Origin of the sequence: Streptomyces sp. NPDC003456 (assembly GCF_042878735.1) — a bacterium.
Classification (GTDB): Bacteria; Actinomycetota; Actinomycetes; order Streptomycetales; family Streptomycetaceae; genus Streptomyces.
In genome coordinates this window covers 142,264-158,535 of sequence record NZ_JBIAOK010000004.1, presented here as the reverse complement: position 1 = coordinate 158,535, position 16,272 = coordinate 142,264, and the positions used below count along the sequence as shown (strand labels likewise).

The window sequence follows — 16,272 nt, the reverse complement described above, 5'->3', positions numbered from 1 at the left end:
GCATCGGCGCTATGTCCGGTCCCTCCCCGTTTGCCACCTGGTGGGCGACGTATGCGCTGGCGACCGGCACCGTGTCGGTCGGTCTCGACTCCGCGGGTCACGCGGTCCTCTCCCGGGTCGTCCTCGCCCTGGCCTGCGGCGCCTGGCTGGTGTCGGCGGTGAGCCTGCTGCAGCGGGCGCGCGGTGCGTGGCGCAGCGAGGTGCCCGCCGTCTTCACCACGGCGGCGGCCGCCGCCGTCCTCGGCACCGGTTTCACAGCCGCGGGCCTGCCGGCCGTGGCCTGGGCACTGCTGGCGCTGTCCGCGCTGCTCTGGGCGGTGCTGCTGGCCGTGGAGGTCGGGGGGCGGCGCGGGACGGTGTTCCTGCGGTGTGTTGCCACCCAGTGCCTCGCCGTGCTGGCCGCCGCCCTGGCCGCGGCCGAGTCGCTGGCCTGGCCGGCCCACGCGGCCCTGGTGCTGCTGTGGCTGGGGCTCGCGCTGTACGGCTTCGCCCTGTTCCGTTTCCAGCCCCGGCAGGTGGAGGAGGGACGCGGGGACCACTGGTTCGCCGAAGGCGCGCTCGCGGTCTCGGCGCTGGCCGGGGCGTACCTGCTGTCGGCCGACAGCTCCCGCCTCTACCTGTGGAACCAGGACGACGGCGACGCCCTGCGCAACACCGCCGTCACCCTGCTCGTCCTGGCGGCGGTGTGCTGTGTCGCGCTGCTGGTCGCCGAGCTGTTCTGGCCCCGGCACCACTACGACGCGCGGCGCTGGGCCACTGTGTTCTGCGGGGCCGTGACGGCGGCGGCCACGCTGGAGGTCGCCGCGGCGCTCGACGTGGGCTGGCTCGCCGGTGCCGGCGAGGCGCTGGTGTGGGTGGCCGTGGCCGCCTGGCTCGCCTGCACCGCCTGGGCCGCCGCCGCGGCCCGGGCCGCGGCGCGGTCCTCCCGGGTCAGGTCCAGAGCACGGCGATGAAGACGTTGGCCGTGGTGAGCAGTCCGACCAGGCCGAACAGGCCCTTGTCCACCTTCTCCTCGTCGCGCTTGACGTAGACCAGGCCCAGGATCACGACCAGCAGCGCCAGCTTCACGCCGATCTTGACGTTGTTCACGGACTGGTCGTCGGCCTGGTTGAGGCCCACCAGGACGATGCCGGTGACCAGCATGGTCAGGGCGCCGTGCAGCATCGCGGGCGTGAAGCGGGCCGTACCCTCGCCCATCGCCTTCATCTGGGTGAGGAAGCCGCCCAGGAGCGAGGCGATGCCGATGATGTGCAGGCCGACGAAGAGGTGGATGAGTACGTCCATGGGGCCGGAGCCTAACCAGGGCCCCACGGCCGCCCGTCACCGGCCCGGTGACGCATATATGGGCCCCATGGCACTCGGCCGCCCCCGCCCGCCCATGATCCGGGGCTCCGGTCATCACACTGAGTGAAGGGAGGGGCGCCGCGGCGGGATCTTGGTCGCATACGGTCACCACCGGTCCTCCGCGGACAGTTCCGCACACCCGCCACGGGAGCCGCACGCGCACCTCTACGGTCCTTCAGCAGGTGACCGGCTCCCCACCGCCGCCCGGGCCAGGGGCGGCAGTCGGACACCACCGCCGAGAAGGTCCGGCGGCGGCCCGTTCTCCCCTGTGCGGGCCGCCGCCGGACGCGCAGGCCGCCCGTCCGCTCCCCCGGCGGCCGCAGACCCCCGCCGGCGGTCGAGGAAAGGACGTGGCCCCCAGGTGGCAGCGCACCGAAAGCCCCGACTACGCCCCACGGCCGGCGGCAGAGCCCGTACGGCCGCCACGATCGCCCTCGCCTCCGCGGCGACGGCGACGGGCTTCGACGGGACCGGGCACGCCGACCCGCAGCCCGCCCCCGGCCAGGTCAGGGCCGAGGTGGCCGAGCTCTACCGGCAGGCGGAGGCCGCCACCGAGAAGTACAACGGCGCGAAGGAGAAGGCCGACGCGGCCCGGCAGCGGCTGAAGGCCCTGCAGGACCGGGCGGCCCGCTCGCAGGAACGGCTGGACGAGGCCCGGCAGGCCCTCGGTGCGACCGCCGCGGCGCAGTACCGCTCCGGTGGCCTCGACCCCGCGATGCAGCTCGTCCTGTCCGACGACCCCGACCGCTATCTGGAGAACGCCGAGTTCGTCGAGCGGGCCGGCGACCGGCAGGGCGCCGCCGTCCGCCGCGTGCGCAGCCGGCTGCGCGAGATCGAGCAGCTGCGCGGGGCCGCGCGCGTCGAGCTGACGTCCCTGAGGGCACGGCAGGCGGAGCTGCAGCGGCACAGGAGGACGGTCACCGGCAAGCTGGGCTCCGCGCGGCAGCTGCTAGCCCGGCTGACCCCGCAGGAACGTTCCCGGATGAGCGGATCATCGGACCGCGCCACCCGCTCGGCGGGCGCCCGCGCCACGCTCGCGGCCCCCGGCTCGGCCACGGCCCGGGCCCCCGGCCCCCGCGCGGCCGCCGCCGTCTCCTACGCCTACGCCAAGCTCGGCAGCCCGTACGTCTGGGGCGCGACCGGCCCGAACGCCTTCGACTGCTCCGGCCTCGTCCAGGCCGCCTACCGCTCGGCCGGTGTCTCCCTGCCGCGCACCACCTACGCCCAGATCGCCGCCGGGCGCCGGGTCTCCCGCTCGGAACTCCTCCCCGGGGACCTGGTGTTCTTTTACGCCGGGATCAGCCACGTCGGCATCTACGTCGGCAACGGGCGGATGATCCACGCCCCGAACCCGTCGGCGCCGGTCCGCGTGGCGCCGCTCGACGAGATGCCCTTCGCGGGGGCGACACGGGTGGTCTGAGCCGGCGCACCCACCCCGGCCGGCGCACTCACACCAGCCGGCGGGCCGTCGCCCAGCGGGTCAGCTCGTGCCGGTTGGACAGCTGGAGCTTGCGCAGGACCGCCGAGACGTGGGACTCGACCGTCTTCACCGAGATGTACAGCTGCTTGGCGATCTCCTTGTAGGCGTATCCCCGGGCGATGAGCCGCAGCACCTCGCGCTCGCGCTGGGTGAGGCGGTCCAGGTCCTCGTCGACGGGCGGCGCGTCGGTGGAGGCGAAGGCGTCCAGCACGAAACCGGCGAGCCGCGGCGAGAAGACGGCGTCGCCCTCCTGGACGCGGAAGATCGAGTCCACCAGGTCGGTGCCCGTGATGGTCTTGGTGACATAACCCCGGGCGCCGCCGCGGATCACGCCGATCACGTCCTCCGCCGCGTCCGAGACGGACAGCGCGAGGAACCGCACCGGCTGCTCGGTGGCCGCCATCAGCGGGGCGCAGCGGCGCAGCACCTCCACCCCGCCGCCGCCCGGGAGGTGCACGTCCAGGAGCACGACCTCGGGCCGGGTGGCGGTGATGACCGTGACCGCCTGGTCGACGTCCGCGGCCTCGCCGACGACCTCGACTCCGGTCTGCGCGGTCTGCCCGATCTCCGCCTGGACGCCGGTGCGGAACATGCGGTGGTCGTCGACGAGGACCACGCGCACGTGACGCCCGGGGCCGCCGCCCGGCTCCGCGGCCGCCCGGTCGTCTCCCGCGGTGCCGTTCGCCTCGGTCGGGTCGCTCATGACGTCTTCTCCGCCCTCTCCATCTCCAGCTCGACCTCCGTGCCGCCGTCCGGCACCGCGCGCAGCCGCGCCGTCCCGCCGTTGCGCTCCATGCGGCCGATGATCGATTCTCTGACACCCATCCGGTCGGCGGGTATCGAGTCGAGGTCGAAGCCCGGACCGCGGTCCCGGACGGACACGAAGACCGTCGTCCCCTCGACCTCGGCGTAGACCTGCACGGCCCCGCCCTCGCCACCGTACTTGGCGGCGTTCACCATCGCTTCGCGCGCGGCCTGCATCTGCGCGGCGATCCGCTCGTCGAGCGGGCAGTCGCCGACCACCACGACCTCCAGGGGCACGCCGTGCTTGTCCTCCACCTCGGCCGCGTTGCGCCGCACGGCGTCGGCCAGGGTGGTGGGCTCGTCGGCCTCGTCCTTGCCGGTGCCCTCGGGTCTGTACAGCCAGGTCCGCAGGTCGCGCTCCTGGGCCCGGGCGAGGCGCCGCACCTCGCCCGGGTTCTCCGCGTTGCGCTGGATCAAGGTGAGGGTGTGCAGCACCGAGTCGTGCACATGGGCGGCGACCTCCGCGCGCTCCTGGGCGCGGATGCGCATCAGCCGCTCCTCGGACAGGTCCTGCGTCATCCGCACCAGGTAGGGCCCGGCCAGCAGCGTGATCCCGACGAGGACGGCGAGGGCGGCCTGCAGGACGGAGCCGAGGTGGGCGGCGGAGCCCTGCAGCACGACGATGCCGGAGACACCGGCCGTCACCAGCAGCACACCGCCCACCGAGCGCAGCAGGGTGACGGTGCGCCTGCGGCGGCCGACCTCCGCCCAGCGGGCCCGGCGGGCGTTGTCCGCCTGCCGCCACACCAGGGCGACACCGGCGCCGACGAGCACCGTCGGCCACAGGTAGACCCGGGCCCCGCCGCTGAGGTTCACGTTGCCCACGAAGACCAGGGCCACCACGACCATGAGAAGCAGCGCCACGATCTGGCCCTTGTCGGGCCGGCGGGCGACCAGTCTGCGCCGGCCGTCGGACGAGGTCTCCGCGGCGACGAACGACGGCGGCTTCTGCGCCTCGACGCCGCCGACGCCGAGCGGGACGAAGAACCAGAACGCGGCGTACAGCAGCGCGCCGAGGCCGTCGGCCATGAACAGCCCGACGAAGACGAGCCGGACCCAGACCACGGGCAGCCCGAGGTGCCCGGCGAGCCCCCGCGCGACACCACCGAGCCAGCGTCCGTCGCTGCTGCGGTAGAGCTTGCGCGGCGGCCGCGGTTCGGCGAGAGGGGCTGCTGCGGCGTCCGACATGCCACTGATGGTCACACGCGCGGGTGTCGGGAGCATCAGGGTCGGCCCCGGAGACTCCCCTGATCTCCGCCGGGCCGCCTCGCCCACCTCCGCCGTGCCCGCCGCGCACACCTCCCGCACCCGTCTCAGGGCCGATATCAGGGTCGGACCAGGGTCGATCCGGCTGCCTCTGCGGCGGCGCGCCCGTCACCATGGACCCATGACCGATCACGAGCACGCCGCGACGGGTCCGGGACCCGGCCCCGGCCCGCGCCCCGCCCCGGGCGACGGGCCGCGGGGTGCCGCGCCCGCCGCGGACCCCGGTGCGCCGGGCCCCGCCGGTCCGCACGCGCCGGGCGGGCCGGCCGACCGGTTCCGGCGCGACCGCCGGTACAAGACCCTGGCCGGTGTCTGCGCCGGGCTCGGACGGCACTACGACATGGACCCGGTGATCTTCCGCATCACCCTCGCGGTGCTCTCCGCCACCGGCGGCCTCGGCCTGATCTTCTACGGCTTCGCCTGGCTGTTCGTCCCCTACGACGACGAGGACGAGAACGAGGTGCGCAAGCTGCTCACCGGCCGGGTCGACGGACAGGCCCTGGCGGCGGTGCTGTTCGCGCTGGTCGGCTGCGGAGTGTTCCTGACCATGCTGAAGAACGGCGGGGTGCTGACCTTCGCCGTCGTCCTCGCGCTGCTGCTGGCGGGCGCCGGCTACTGGTCGCGCCAGCGCGGGGCGCCCGACCCCGACCCGCTGGCCGCGCAGGCCGTCGCGGACGCCCCTCCCGAGCCCCAGGCCCCGCCGGTCGCCTCCTCGCCGTCGTGGTGGCGCGACCCGATCGTCAAGGACGGCACCCACATCGGCGGTACGGGCTACCTGTGGGGGCCGCGCGACACGCGTGACCTGGACATCGCGGCGGCCGTGAACGTCGGCCGGAGCACCCCGGGGCCCGGGGCGCGCCCGGACGCCCCCGCCCCGCTGCCCCGGCGGCCCCGGCCCCGCGGCCCGCGCCCGATCGGCGGCTGGGTCTTCCTGCTGGCCCTGCTCGCCGGCGCCCTGGGCACGAGCCTGACCTGGGACGGCCATCCGCTCGGCACCAGCCTGCAGACGGGCCTGTCGTGCGCGCTGGCGGTGCTGGGCCTGGGCATCGCCGTCAGCGCCTTCCTCGGCCGGACGGGGGCGGGCTCGATCCTGCTGGCGATCGTCACCGCCGGTCTGCTCGCCGCCTCGGCGGCCCTGCCCAAGGACATCGGCACGCACTGGTCGCGCACCACCTGGCAGCCCGCCACGGTGGCGGACGTGCGGCCGCACTACGAACTGGGCACCGGCGTCGGCACCCTGGACCTCACGCGGCTGGACCTGACCGGGAAGCAGACCGTGACCGTGCGGGCGGAGGTCGGGGTGGGCCGGGTGAAGGTGATCGTGCCGCGGGACGTGACCGTGCGGCTGAACGCCGAGGTGGGGATCGGGGACCTGCAACTGCCCGGCGACGACCCCAAGGACGTGGACGTCCAGCCGGGGCGGCACCAGGAGACGACCCTCTCCCCCGCCGCGGGAGTGAAGCGGTCCGGAACCGTCGACCTGGACCTCCAGGTCGGCATGGGACAGGCGGAGGTGGCCCGTGCTGCGGCATGAGATCAGGCCCGGCAGGCTGTGCGCGGGCACCGTCCTCACGGCGACCGGCGTGCTGTACGCGGGGGACGCGGGCGGCGCGTGGGAGATCCCCTGGTTCGTCGCCCTGCCCCTCGTCGCGGGCGGACTGTTCCTCGCGGGCGCGGTGGCGTTCGTGGCCGGCCGGGCACGGCGGCGCCGGCAGGCGGGCGGTGCGGGCGCGGAGGCCTGACGGGCCGGGCTCCCGGGCTCCCGGGCTCCCGGGCTCAGCTACCTGTACCCTCCGCCGCGCTGCCGCCGCCTCGCCCGCAGGGCGGCGTCCACGGACAGCAGGGGCGCGCCCGCCAGCACCAGCGGGATCCAGGCCATGAGGTAGACCAGGTCGTTGCCGTAGTAGTACGGGTCGGAGGCCCAGCTGACGGTGAGCCACAGGCTGAGGGAGATCAGCGCGCCGCCGAGCGCGGCGACCCGGGCCAGCAGGCCGAGCAGGGTGCCGATGCCGACGGCCAGCTCCCCGAGGGCGATCGCGTAGCCGAAGCCGACCGGGCTCTCGAGGGAGAGGTCGACCAGGGCGGGGACGGCGGCGGAGTCGCGCACGGCGCGCATCATGTCGCCGATCGAGCCGGGGCCGGAGTCCTGCAGGAAGGCGCTGTCGGTGAGTTTGTCCAGGCCGGCGTAGACGAAGGTGACGCCGAGGAACAGGCGCAGGGGCAGCAGCGCGTAGCGGGCGGCTGCGTCCCGCCGGCCCCCTCCCTCGCCGAAGTGCGGGCCGTGGTGCGTGTCCGTTCGCATACCGTGCGTCATCGCTGCTGGCCGCCTCTCGCCCGCCGGTGCCGAGCCCCTCGACAGACGATACGTACGACGATCCGGCCGCGCTCAACCCCGCGTGGCCGGATTTTTCCGCGACCGCAGAAGCAAGGGGCAGCGGCCCGCCCGCCCCTCGCCGGCCCGCGGCGGGGTCACTCCGTCACGTCGATGGCGTAGCGGTTCGTCTCCACGCCCGCCGCCGTGACGACCTGCACCTCCACCCGGCCCGGTTCGACCTCCGCGGGCACCGGCACGGTCAGGAGCGTGTCGGTCGGATTGCGGAAGCCGCCCGGCACCGGCACCAGGGGGACGTGGACGTGCACGGCGCCCACCCGTACGACCATCCGGGCCAGCCGGGCGGCGCCCTGCGCCCCCGGCGGCACGAATCCGGCGCCCCGGATCTCGATGTCGTCCCCCGTGCGGATCGGGCCGTCCAGGTCGCCCGCCTCCCGGGCGCGGACCACGGAGGAGACGACGGGTCTGCCGCCCTCGGCGTACTTCCCGGCCAGGTACGTCGCCGCCGACACGAGCACGACCACCGCCAGGCCCCACGGCAGGTCGGGCAGCTGGTCGGGGCGCCTGGCCAGCCGTACCGCGGCGAAGACCAGGGCGACCGCGCTGATCACGACGTACTGCAGGTCGGTGAAGGCGCCCCGGCCGGCGTCGTCGGTCAGCAGGTCGGCCGCGCGCGGCCGGTCGGCGCGGACCTTCTGCAGCCGTTGCCCCAGCACCCGCAGCCCGACCACGCGCCGCACGAGCACGGCGACCCCGCACACCACGGCGAGGACGGTCACGACCCCGGCGCCGCGGGCCAGGTCCAGCCCGGCGATCAGCGCGTCCCGCTCCGCGTGCCGGGAGGCCGCCGCGAGTCGCCCGGCGAGCACGAGCACCGCGTAGGCCGTGAACAGCACCCACGCGGCGGCGACGGTCCGGGAGGTGGAGAGCCGGTTGTCCTCGCCGATGACGGGGGCGAGGACACCGCCCCTGGCGCGGTGGAACCACGACGCGGCCGTCAGCGCCGCGGCCACCACCAGCGCGGCGGCCAGCCCGGCCGTGCGGGCCGGCGTCCAGCCCGCGCCGACCGCGGTGAGGGCCTGCGTGAGCAGCAGCGCCACGACGGCCGCCCCGACCACGGCGGTGGTGCGGCGCCACAGGCCCGCCAGCCACGCCTGCCCCTCGGCCCGTCCCCGCTCGGCCACCAGCTCCGCGGACTGGGCGAGTTCCTCGGACACCCACTGGCGCGAGGCCGACGCCGAGTGGGCGACCGCGGCCGGCAGCCCCCGTCCGGCCGCGAACTCGTCCCGTGTGGTCAGGAAGGCGGCGACGGCCCTCCGGTGCCCCTCGCGCGCCCCGTGCGGGCAGTCCCCGCAGGCGCACCCGCCGCCATGGGCGGTCCCGGGCCCGCCCGGGCCCCCGGCTGTGTGAGAACCGGCGTACGCACCCGCGTACCCGCCCGTGTCCGGGCCGCCCTGCCTCGCCCCTTGCACCGCCACGCCCGACGCCCGCCTTCCCGCGATCCCGCCACCGCCGGCCTTCCGGACCCCGGAAACACCGCTGTGCAACTGCCCTGCGACGAGAGCGAATTGTGCCCTACACCACCCGGTCCGCGCCGGTTCAGTCCGATCACACGGGTGAAGTTCGGCGTACGGTGTTGACCCCGGCCGCGCGCGGCGCGTATGCGGACGTCGCCCGGCGCGTCAGTCCAGCAGGTCCGGTTCGCTGCGGCTGATGTCGCGCCACATCGGCTGGTAGTTGATCCACGCCACGAGGTCGCCGCCGAGCTGCTCGCGGGTGGCCACCGCCATGCGGTGGTCGATGCGCACCGGGCGCCCGGCCGCCTTCGCGGTCAGCTGCACCTGGCAGGAGCGCTCCATCGACACGAACCACCAGGCCGCCGCGTCCACCGAGTCGCCGACGGTCAGCAGCCCGTGGTTGCGCAGCACCAGCGCCTTGCGGGAGCCGAGCGCGGCGGCGATGCGGCGCCCCTCCTCGGCGTCGACCGCGACGCCCGTGTAGGAGTCGTACAGCGTGTGATCCTCGTAGAAGGCGCAGCTCTCCTGGGTGAGGGGCTCCAGCAGCTCGCCCAGGGCCGCCAGGGCCCGGCCGTGCACCGAGTGGCAGTGGGCGACGGCGACCACGTCGGGCCGGGCCGCGTGCACCTGGGCGTGCACGGTGAACGCCGCCTGGTTGACGTGGTAGCGGCCCTCGACGACCTGGCCGTCCTCGTTGGCCAGCACCAGGTCGCCCACGGTGACGTGCCGGAACGGCATGCCGAACGGGTTGACCCAGAAGCAGTCGCTGTACTCCGGGTCGCGTGCGGTGATGTGCCCGGAGACACCGTCCTCGTAGCCGAGCCGCCCGAAGAGCCGCAGGGCGCCCGCGAGCCGTTCCTTGCGGTGCCGGCGTTCGTCCTCGACCGATTCGTGCATCGGCGGCATCGAGAACTGGAGCCGGTCCGTGGGAACCGGCCGGGGCGGGGTGGACCCGGGCGTCCCGTGCATGTGTCCTCCAGCACTGCGTTGGTTCACGGGGCGCGAAGTTACCGCCGGCCGGTCCGGGGCGACAGCTCTGTTCCGTAAAGAACCGGAGGGCAACCCTTGGGGCGGTTGAGGGGTCTGGTGTGCGGAATCAGCAGTGCAGCAGCGCTTTTCAGCCAGGAGTGACCTTGAGCCTCGCCGACCGCCAGATCGCGGCCCTCATGCGGCAGATCGCGACCCAGGACATGATCGAGATAATCCACCCGTTCGCCGAGTGGCGGACGTTCGGCGCGCTCACCTACATCGCGGAGTGCTACGGCTTCCGGTACGCCGGCGTGCGCCTGGTCGGCAAGCAGAAGATGGCGCACATCCAGCTGGTCCGGGACACCGACCCCGCGGCGCAGCAGCGCGCGGCGGTCTGCCGGGCGGCCTTCCCCGACCCCGGCCCCGGGCGTCCGGCGCCGGGCATGCACCTCGGTTCGCTCACCCCGGTCCCCGAGGCGCAGGCGGACGTCGACCTGGTCACCACGCTCATCCGGTACGACGCGGCCGGCGCCGCCGCCGACCGCAGGCAGCTGCTGGCCATGGCCTGGGCGGGACCCGCGCTGTTCCTGCTGCTGGCCGTGGTGACCGGCAAGTACGCCGTCCTCCTCCCGCTCGCCGTGCTGACCCCGGCGTTCCTGCTGGGCGCGCTGCGGATCAACACGGTCCGGCGCGCGAAGCTGGCCGAGCGGCTGGTGGCCGCCGGGTGCACGCCCGTACGGGACGAGGCGGGGCGGGAGCGGTTCGTGCGCCCGGTGCGGCACGCGGCGTAACCGGACAGAAGGTGTCGGGTTTCGGCGGCACACTCGGCTGCATGAGCCGTACCGAACAGCCGCCGCGGCCGCCGCACCGCACCCACCGCACCCGTGCGGCGAACTGGGCCGCCTTCGCCGCCGCCGAGCCCGCCCTCGCCCGGACGGTCGAGGAGCGCTTCGCCGCCCACACCCACCACGTCCTCGCCACCCTGCGCAAGGACGGTTCGCCGCGCACCAGCGGCCTGGAGGTCCGCTTCCTGAACGGCGAGCTGTGGCTCGGCATGATGCCCGGATCGCTGAAGGCCCTCGACCTGCGCCGCGACCCGCGCTTCGCGCTCCAGGCCAACCCGGGCGAGGGCACGGGCATGGGCGGCGGCGACGTCCGGATCAGCGGACGGGCGGTCGAGGTGGGCGACGGGGAGGCGAAGGCCGGATACGTCGAAGAGGTGGAACCGCCGGAGCCGTTCCACCTCTTCCGCACCGAGCTGACGGAGGTCGTGCGCACCTGCGTCGAGGACGACACGTACCTGGTCGTCCAGACGTGGAAGCCCGGCGAGCCCCTGCGCCTGATCAAGCGAACCTAGGGCCTGATCAGGCGCGCCCGGGGCCTACTCCCACTCGATGGTGCCCGGCGGCTTCGACGTGACGTCGAGCACGACGCGGTTGACGTCCCTGACCTCGTTGGTGATCCGCGTGGAGATCCGGGCGAGGACCTCGTACGGCAGGCGCGACCAGTCGGCCGTCATGGCGTCCTCGGAGGAGACGGGGCGCAGCACGATCGGGTGGCCGTAGGTGCGGCCGTCGCCCTGGACGCCGACGCTGCGGACGTCCGCGAGCAGGACCACCGGGCACTGCCAGATGTCCCGGTCGAGGCCGGCCGCCGTGAGCTCCTCGCGGGCGATGGCGTCGGCCTCGCGCAGCAGGTCCAGGCGCTCCTTGGTGACCTCGCCGACGATGCGGATGCCGAGGCCGGGGCCGGGGAACGGCTGGCGCTGGACGATCTCCTCCGGCAGGCCGAGCTCCTGGCCGACCATGCGGACCTCGTCCTTGAACAGCTTGCGCAGCGGCTCGATCAGCTGGAACTCGAGGTCCTCGGGCAGGCCGCCCACGTTGTGGTGGGACTTGATGTTCGCGGTGCCGGTGCCGCCGCCGGACTCGACGACGTCCGGGTAGAGGGTGCCCTGGACCAGGAACTCCACGGCCGGGCCCTCGTCGGCGATGATCTCGGCCTGGGCCTGCTCGAAGACCCGGATGAACTCGCGGCCGATGATCTTCCGCTTCTCCTCGGGGTCGGACACTCCGGCCAGCGCCTTGAGGAAGCGCTCCTCGGCGTCCACGACCTTCAGCTGCACGCCGGTCGCGGCGACGAAGTCCTTCTCGACCTGCTCGGTCTCGCCCTTGCGCATCAGGCCGTGGTCGACGTACACGCAGGTCAGCTGGGAGCCGATGGCCTTCTGCACGAGGGCCGCGGCGACCGCGGAGTCGACACCGCCGGACAGGCCGCAGATGGCGCGCTTGTCGCCGACCTGCTCGCGGATCGCCTCGACCTGCTCCTCGATCACGTTGCCCGTGGTCCAGGACGGGGTGAGGCCCGCGCCCCGGTAGAGGAAGTGCTCCAGCACCTGCTGCCCGTGCGTGGAGTGCATCACCTCAGGGTGGTACTGGACGCCGTAGAGCTTCTTCTCGTCGTTCTCGAAGGCGGCGACCGGGACGACGTCCGTGGAGGCCGTGACGGAGAAGCCCTCGGGGGCGGCGGAGCAGGCGTCGCCGTGCGACATCCAGACGGCCTGTTCGGCGGGGGTGCCCTCGAAGAGGGTGGAGGAGACCTTGGACACGTGCAGGTCGGTGCGGCCGTACTCACGGGCGCCGGTGTTGTCGACGGTGCCGCCGAGGGTCTGCGCCATCAGCTGGAAGCCGTAGCACATGCCGAAGACGGGGACGCCGGCCTCGAAGAGCGCGCCGTCGAGTTGCGGAGCGCCCTCCTCGTAGACCGACGAGGGGCCGCCGGACAGGATGATCGCCGCGGGGTTCTTGGCGAGGATCTCCTGGACCGGCATGGTGCTCGGCACGATCTCGCTGTAGACCCGCGCCTCGCGGACGCGACGGGCGATGAGCTGGGCGTACTGCGCGCCGAAGTCGACGACCAGAACGGTGTCGGCGGCGCTGGCAGCGGGAGACGCTGATGACACGAGGTGCCTTCCGGCGGTGGGGCGGGGGTCTTGTGCCACCTGATTCTACCGAGGTGCTCGCGTACGGTGTCCCGCCCGCGGGCCGTCCCGGTTCCCGGCCCGGCATCTCACCATGCGAACCCGTTTGGCCGCCGCCGGGTGCGCGGGCATACTGGCGGCATGCTCACGCACCCGACCTTCCGCTTTACCTATGGCATCCGGCCCGCCGGCTGCCACGGTCGTGCTGCTTGAGCAACTGACAAGCGACTTCCCAGGCGCCCCGGGCCGACAAGGCCCGGGGCGCCTGTCGTCGTCCGGGCCCTGTCGCCCCGGGGCGGCCCCCGACGACGAGGAGCCCCCTCCATGACCGCCACCGACGTGACCGGCGCCCGTACCCCCGAGGCCGCCGACGTGATCACCGGCGCCCGGGAGCGCATCGACGCGCTCGACGACCGGATCATCGGCCTCATCCAGGAACGGGTGGCCGTCTCCTCCGTGATCCAGCAGGCCCGGATCTCCTCGGGCGGCCGGCGGGTGAACCTCTCCCGCGAGATGGAGGTCCTCGGCCACTACCGGCAGGCGCTGGGCAAGCCGGGCACGGCCCTCGCGATGACGCTGCTGGAGCTGTGCCGCGGCAAGATCTGAATCCGCGTTCTGGGGACAGACGTGCGCATGGCTCTCACCCGTACGGCGCGTGACCGGGTTCCGCCCGGCGTCGTTGGTCCCGGTGTCCGCGCCAGCCAGGCGCGGGCCCGAAAGAACCACGCGTGGCTCACTGGGGCGATGAGACGCACGGATCGTGCCGTGCGTCGTGGGACCTCGCCCCAGGGAAGTGACCGGACGGCAGGGGACAGCAGCCCGGTCACCCAAGAGAACGGCCGGCTCCGGGGACGCCCGGGGCCGGCCGACGGACCTTGCACCTTGCACCTTGCACCTTGCACAAGCCTGTGCCGAGCCGTTGCGGGCACCGCGTTGCTCCAGCACGATGCGTCCACGTCCCGGCGCGGACCAGCGCGTTGCCCCACTGCCACAGGCCGAGACCAGCGGCGCCACCCCCCGGCGCCGCTTCCGGGCACCGGCGCTGCCCTGACGCCGGTGCTGACGAGAGGAAGGGCCCCGCGGCCCCACCCCGCGGGGCCCTTCGCCCTGTCCCCCTCGGTTCTGTCCCTCGCCAACCGCGCCCCCTCACCTCAGGTGCGGGTCACCGTCCCGCAGGCGCTGCCGGGGTCGAGGGGCCGGCTCCGGTCGTACGGGTCGACCGCGGGCCCGCTCGGCGCCGCGCCCGCCGTGGTGGTCGAGGGGAACTCCGGGTGCAGGTAGCCGTCGTGGACGTCGCAGGAGGAGTTGCCGATCTCCTGGTCGTACTTCAGCAGCAGCAGCCGGCCCGGGGTGACCCGGTAGCGGGCCGGATCGGGGAGTTCGACGTCGAGGACGCGGCGCACGATGGTCCGGGCGACCTCGGTGCGGCCGTCCGCCCGGACGACGGGGTAGACGAAGGTGTAGTCGGCGTGCACCGCCACTCCCCCGTGCCGGCCCTTCCCGGTCGTCATGCGGCCGCGGGTCTTGACCACGTCACCGGCGGGCCGCACCTCGCGGGGGTCGAAGCGGCTGAACAGGGTCACCGGGTCGTCCTCGGCGCTCGGGGAGCGCAGGGCGGTGTTCAGGTCGTCGAACAACTCCGGCTGCTCGGGGTCGAGGACGGCGAAGGCGGCCTCGGGCCGGCCTCCGCGGACCGTCCTGGCATCGAGGTTGGTCCCCACCAGCAGCTTCCTGGTCAGTTTCAGGGCCTGTTCCACGCGGGCCGCGGAGACCGCGCCCACGGCCTTCGCCTCGGGCAGCACGATGCCGGCCTCGCCGTCGGCCCAGCGCAGGGCCGGGGAACCGGCGAACGGCTCGTCCAGCGTGGGCCGTCGCGCGTCCGCCGCACCGGGTGCGGCGCTGGGCGCAGCCGTCTCGGCGGGCAGCGGCGCGGACCGGGCGGCGGGGGAGCCCCCGGTGCCGAAGGGGTCCCCCGGCAGCAGCGACGGCTTGAGGGCGACCAGTGCCACGGCCGCGGCCACGAGCACGCCGGTGACCGCCCACAGCGTGCGGCGCCGGCCCGCACGCCGGCCGGCTCCCGGGTCCGGCCCGGTGCGCCACCCGGGAGGCGTCTCGCCCCGGGCGTCCTGCTCGCGCAGCCTCCCGGCCACCCGGCGCGCCCGCGCGGACGGCTCCTTCGGGGCGGAGGAACGGATGTCCCGCTCGGTGTCGCGGGCGAACTGCTCCCAGACGTCGTCGGGGATCTCCGGGTCCGGCGACCGGTCGTCGGACGGCTTCTCAGACACGAGCCCAAGATCTAATCGGGTGAGCAGCGGCTTCACAAGACAGTGCCGCCTGTGACGCAGCGCACATAAGAATTTCGTGAGGACCCGCACAACCATTCACAGGCTCCACGAATCAAACCTGGCGAACCAAGGGCCACTCCCGCGCCCCACACGCGGAGGCCTCCCCCAACGTTCGTACCGCAGCCCGCGGTACGCCGGACTCTCCGAGGTCTTCATGAAGCTTCGCCGCGCCATGGCAGCAGCGGCCGCAACCGCGGTCATAGCCCCGGTGGCACTGCTCGCGGCACCGGCCGCCTACGCGTCCGACGAAACCACGCCCACGCCGAGCGCCTCGGTGAGCGAGTCCGCTCCCGAGACGTCCGCCTCGCCGTCGGCCACCGAGTCCAAGCCCGCCGAGACCACCCCGGCTCCGAGCACGTCCGCGAGCTCCTCCGCTCCGGAGACGTCCACCTCGCCGAGCGCGTCCACGAGCGCCTCCTCCCCGGCCCCGAGCACCTCCGCGCCGGAGCAGTCGGAGTCCCCCGAGCCCGAGCCCTCGGTGTGCGAGGACACCAAGGTCGACGTCAGCATCTCCGGCCTGCCCGGCAAGATCGCCGCGGGCAGCGGCTGGCACAAGTTCTCCCTGAACGTGCTGAACGACTCCGACTCCACGCTGAACGACCTCGACTTCTTCGCCGGGGCCTCCCCCGACGAGTTCGGCGAGGAACTGTTCACCAGCAAGCAGGTCCAGCTCCAGGCCTGGGACCCGGACGCCGAGGTCTGGACCGACCTGAACGAGGGCGGCTTCGCGGTCGGTTACGTCGGCTACACCGACGAGCTGAAGCCCGGCTACGAGGTCGACATCCCGCTGCGCCTCAACGTCAGCAAGTCCGCCCCGGTCGGCGCCGGCTTCTCGCTCGGCGCGACGATCTACGGTGACGACGACGCCGAGTGCACCGGCTTCGGCGACGTGTCGTACAAGTTCCAGATCGTCTCCGCCGGTACGGACACCGACGGCACCAAGCCGCAGGAAGGCGGCAAGGCGCCCGTCACCGACGAGAAGCCGAGCGGCACCACGCCGGAGGTCACCGGCAGCCTCGCCGAGACCGGCTCCAGCTCCGCCCTGCCGATGATCAGCCTCGTCGGCGGTGCCGCGGTCGTCGCCGGTGCCGGTGCGATCTTCGTCGTCCGTCGCCGCAAGGCCGGCGCGGAGGCGTAATCCGCAGCGGCCGCCGCGCCGCAAGCGAACGGAAGAGTGACCTGCGCTCGGAGGGGGGTGCAGGTCCCTCTTCCGTTGCCGCCGCGCCGGCCGGGCC

General features: G+C 74.0%; 16 protein-coding genes. 8 read left to right on the top strand and 8 right to left on the bottom strand.

Translation table 11 applies throughout. From position 1 onward, the window contains the following. Nucleotides 1-11: 11 nt before the first annotated feature. Nucleotides 12-953: a hypothetical protein gene (locus ACFYWG_RS16920; protein WP_376334608.1), complete on the top strand. Its 942-nt coding sequence runs from the start codon at nucleotides 12-14 to the stop codon at nucleotides 951-953. Here ACFYWG_RS16920 and ACFYWG_RS16915 read toward each other — a convergent pair. Beyond that, nucleotides 931-1,284 carry a hypothetical protein gene (locus ACFYWG_RS16915; protein WP_383507957.1) on the bottom strand — a complete coding sequence of 118 codons (354 nt, stop codon included), beginning with the start codon at nucleotides 1,282-1,284 and terminating at the stop codon, nucleotides 931-933. The two genes, ACFYWG_RS16920 and ACFYWG_RS16915, sit on opposite strands and share 23 nt — an antisense overlap. 421 nt (nucleotides 1,285-1,705) lie before the next feature. Between ACFYWG_RS16915 and ACFYWG_RS16910 the strand changes: the two genes are divergently transcribed. Further along, nucleotides 1,706-2,764, top strand: a complete 1,059-nt coding sequence (locus ACFYWG_RS16910; protein WP_389201966.1) for an NlpC/P60 family protein — start codon at nucleotides 1,706-1,708, stop codon at nucleotides 2,762-2,764. A gap of 28 nt (nucleotides 2,765-2,792) precedes the next feature. Here ACFYWG_RS16910 and ACFYWG_RS16905 read toward each other — a convergent pair whose 3' ends face one another. Continuing rightward, the gene (locus ACFYWG_RS16905; RefSeq protein WP_383507963.1) at nucleotides 2,793-3,527 is read right to left on the bottom strand and encodes a LuxR C-terminal-related transcriptional regulator; all 735 of its coding nucleotides are present in this window, start codon (nucleotides 3,525-3,527) and stop codon (nucleotides 2,793-2,795) included. Then, nucleotides 3,524-4,816, bottom strand: a complete 1,293-nt coding sequence (locus ACFYWG_RS16900; RefSeq protein WP_383507966.1) for a PspC domain-containing protein — start codon at nucleotides 4,814-4,816, stop codon at nucleotides 3,524-3,526. Before ACFYWG_RS16900 ends, ACFYWG_RS16905 begins: the two co-directional genes overlap by 4 nt. Before the next feature lie 199 nt (nucleotides 4,817-5,015). Here ACFYWG_RS16900 and ACFYWG_RS16895 point away from each other — a divergent pair, with 199 nt between their 5' ends. Together ACFYWG_RS16895 and ACFYWG_RS16890 are read left to right on the top strand one after the other, a co-directional pair. Further along, nucleotides 5,016-6,428: a PspC domain-containing protein gene (locus ACFYWG_RS16895; protein ID WP_383507969.1), complete on the top strand. Its 1,413-nt coding sequence runs from the start codon at nucleotides 5,016-5,018 to the stop codon at nucleotides 6,426-6,428. Then, complete coding sequence (locus ACFYWG_RS16890; protein WP_376334860.1) at nucleotides 6,415-6,636, top strand: hypothetical protein; 222 nt, start codon at nucleotides 6,415-6,417, stop codon at nucleotides 6,634-6,636. Before ACFYWG_RS16895 ends, ACFYWG_RS16890 begins: the two co-directional genes overlap by 14 nt. A gap of 38 nt (nucleotides 6,637-6,674) precedes the next feature. On the opposite strand, the gene ACFYWG_RS16885 is transcribed toward ACFYWG_RS16890, so the two are convergent. The 3 genes from ACFYWG_RS16885 to ACFYWG_RS16875 form a co-directional block, all read right to left on the bottom strand. Continuing rightward, nucleotides 6,675-7,208: a DoxX family protein gene (locus ACFYWG_RS16885; RefSeq protein ID WP_383507972.1), complete on the bottom strand. Its 534-nt coding sequence runs from the start codon at nucleotides 7,206-7,208 to the stop codon at nucleotides 6,675-6,677. 155 nt (nucleotides 7,209-7,363) lie between these two features. Beyond that, a complete protein-coding gene (locus ACFYWG_RS16880; protein WP_389201963.1) occupies nucleotides 7,364-8,704 on the bottom strand; it encodes a hypothetical protein in 1,341 nt (446 codons plus the stop codon). A gap of 204 nt (nucleotides 8,705-8,908) precedes the next feature. Beyond that, on the bottom strand, nucleotides 8,909-9,712 hold the full coding sequence (locus tag ACFYWG_RS16875; protein WP_385421550.1) for a class II aldolase/adducin family protein: 804 nt from the start codon (nucleotides 9,710-9,712) through the stop codon (nucleotides 8,909-8,911). 164 nt (nucleotides 9,713-9,876) lie between these two features. Here ACFYWG_RS16875 and ACFYWG_RS16870 point away from each other — a divergent pair, with 164 nt between their 5' ends. Both ACFYWG_RS16870 and ACFYWG_RS16865 read left to right on the top strand, forming a co-directional pair. Next, the gene (locus tag ACFYWG_RS16870; RefSeq protein ID WP_389201961.1) at nucleotides 9,877-10,503 is read left to right on the top strand and encodes a hypothetical protein; all 627 of its coding nucleotides are present in this window, start codon (nucleotides 9,877-9,879) and stop codon (nucleotides 10,501-10,503) included. Nucleotides 10,504-10,544: 41 nt separating this feature from the next. Continuing rightward, nucleotides 10,545-11,069, top strand: coding sequence for a pyridoxamine 5'-phosphate oxidase family protein (locus ACFYWG_RS16865; RefSeq protein WP_389201959.1), 525 nt, complete (start codon nucleotides 10,545-10,547; stop codon nucleotides 11,067-11,069). Nucleotides 11,070-11,093: 24 nt separating this feature from the next. Here ACFYWG_RS16865 and guaA read toward each other — a convergent pair whose 3' ends face one another. Next, nucleotides 11,094-12,674 carry a glutamine-hydrolyzing GMP synthase gene (guaA, locus tag ACFYWG_RS16860; RefSeq protein WP_383507987.1) on the bottom strand — a complete coding sequence of 527 codons (1,581 nt, stop codon included), beginning with the start codon at nucleotides 12,672-12,674 and terminating at the stop codon, nucleotides 11,094-11,096. A 342-nt stretch (nucleotides 12,675-13,016) separates the two neighbouring features. Here guaA and ACFYWG_RS16855 point away from each other — a divergent pair, with 342 nt between their 5' ends. After that, the gene (locus tag ACFYWG_RS16855) at nucleotides 13,017-13,298 is read left to right on the top strand and encodes a chorismate mutase (RefSeq protein WP_376334871.1); all 282 of its coding nucleotides are present in this window, start codon (nucleotides 13,017-13,019) and stop codon (nucleotides 13,296-13,298) included. A gap of 545 nt (nucleotides 13,299-13,843) precedes the next feature. Here the strand turns inward: ACFYWG_RS16855 and ACFYWG_RS16850 are convergent. Beyond that, on the bottom strand, nucleotides 13,844-14,977 hold the full coding sequence (locus tag ACFYWG_RS16850; protein ID WP_383509077.1) for a hypothetical protein: 1,134 nt from the start codon (nucleotides 14,975-14,977) through the stop codon (nucleotides 13,844-13,846). 214 nt (nucleotides 14,978-15,191) lie between these two features. Between ACFYWG_RS16850 and ACFYWG_RS16845 the strand changes: the two genes are divergently transcribed. Further along, nucleotides 15,192-16,175, top strand: a complete 984-nt coding sequence (locus ACFYWG_RS16845) for an LAETG motif-containing sortase-dependent surface protein (protein ID WP_385421559.1) — start codon at nucleotides 15,192-15,194, stop codon at nucleotides 16,173-16,175. The last annotated feature ends 97 nt before the right edge of the window (nucleotides 16,176-16,272 follow it).

Coding starts and splice junctions, on each gene's coding strand:
- ACFYWG_RS16920 (WP_376334608.1), top strand. CDS start 12: ATGTCCGGTCCCTCCCCGTTTGCCACCTGGTGGGCGACGTATGCGCTG.
- ACFYWG_RS16915 (WP_383507957.1), bottom strand. CDS start 1,284: ATGGACGTACTCATCCACCTCTTCGTCGGCCTGCACATCATCGGCATC.
- ACFYWG_RS16905 (WP_383507963.1), bottom strand. CDS start 3,527: ATGAGCGACCCGACCGAGGCGAACGGCACCGCGGGAGACGACCGGGCG.
- ACFYWG_RS16900 (WP_383507966.1), bottom strand. CDS start 4,816: ATGTCGGACGCCGCAGCAGCCCCTCTCGCCGAACCGCGGCCGCCGCGC.
- ACFYWG_RS16895 (WP_383507969.1), top strand. CDS start 5,016: ATGACCGATCACGAGCACGCCGCGACGGGTCCGGGACCCGGCCCCGGC.
- ACFYWG_RS16885 (WP_383507972.1), bottom strand. CDS start 7,208: ATGACGCACGGTATGCGAACGGACACGCACCACGGCCCGCACTTCGGC.
- ACFYWG_RS16875 (WP_385421550.1), bottom strand. CDS start 9,712: ATGCACGGGACGCCCGGGTCCACCCCGCCCCGGCCGGTTCCCACGGAC.
- ACFYWG_RS16865 (WP_389201959.1), top strand. CDS start 10,545: ATGAGCCGTACCGAACAGCCGCCGCGGCCGCCGCACCGCACCCACCGC.
- ACFYWG_RS16855 (WP_376334871.1), top strand. CDS start 13,017: ATGACCGCCACCGACGTGACCGGCGCCCGTACCCCCGAGGCCGCCGAC.
- ACFYWG_RS16845 (WP_385421559.1), top strand. CDS start 15,192: ATGAAGCTTCGCCGCGCCATGGCAGCAGCGGCCGCAACCGCGGTCATA.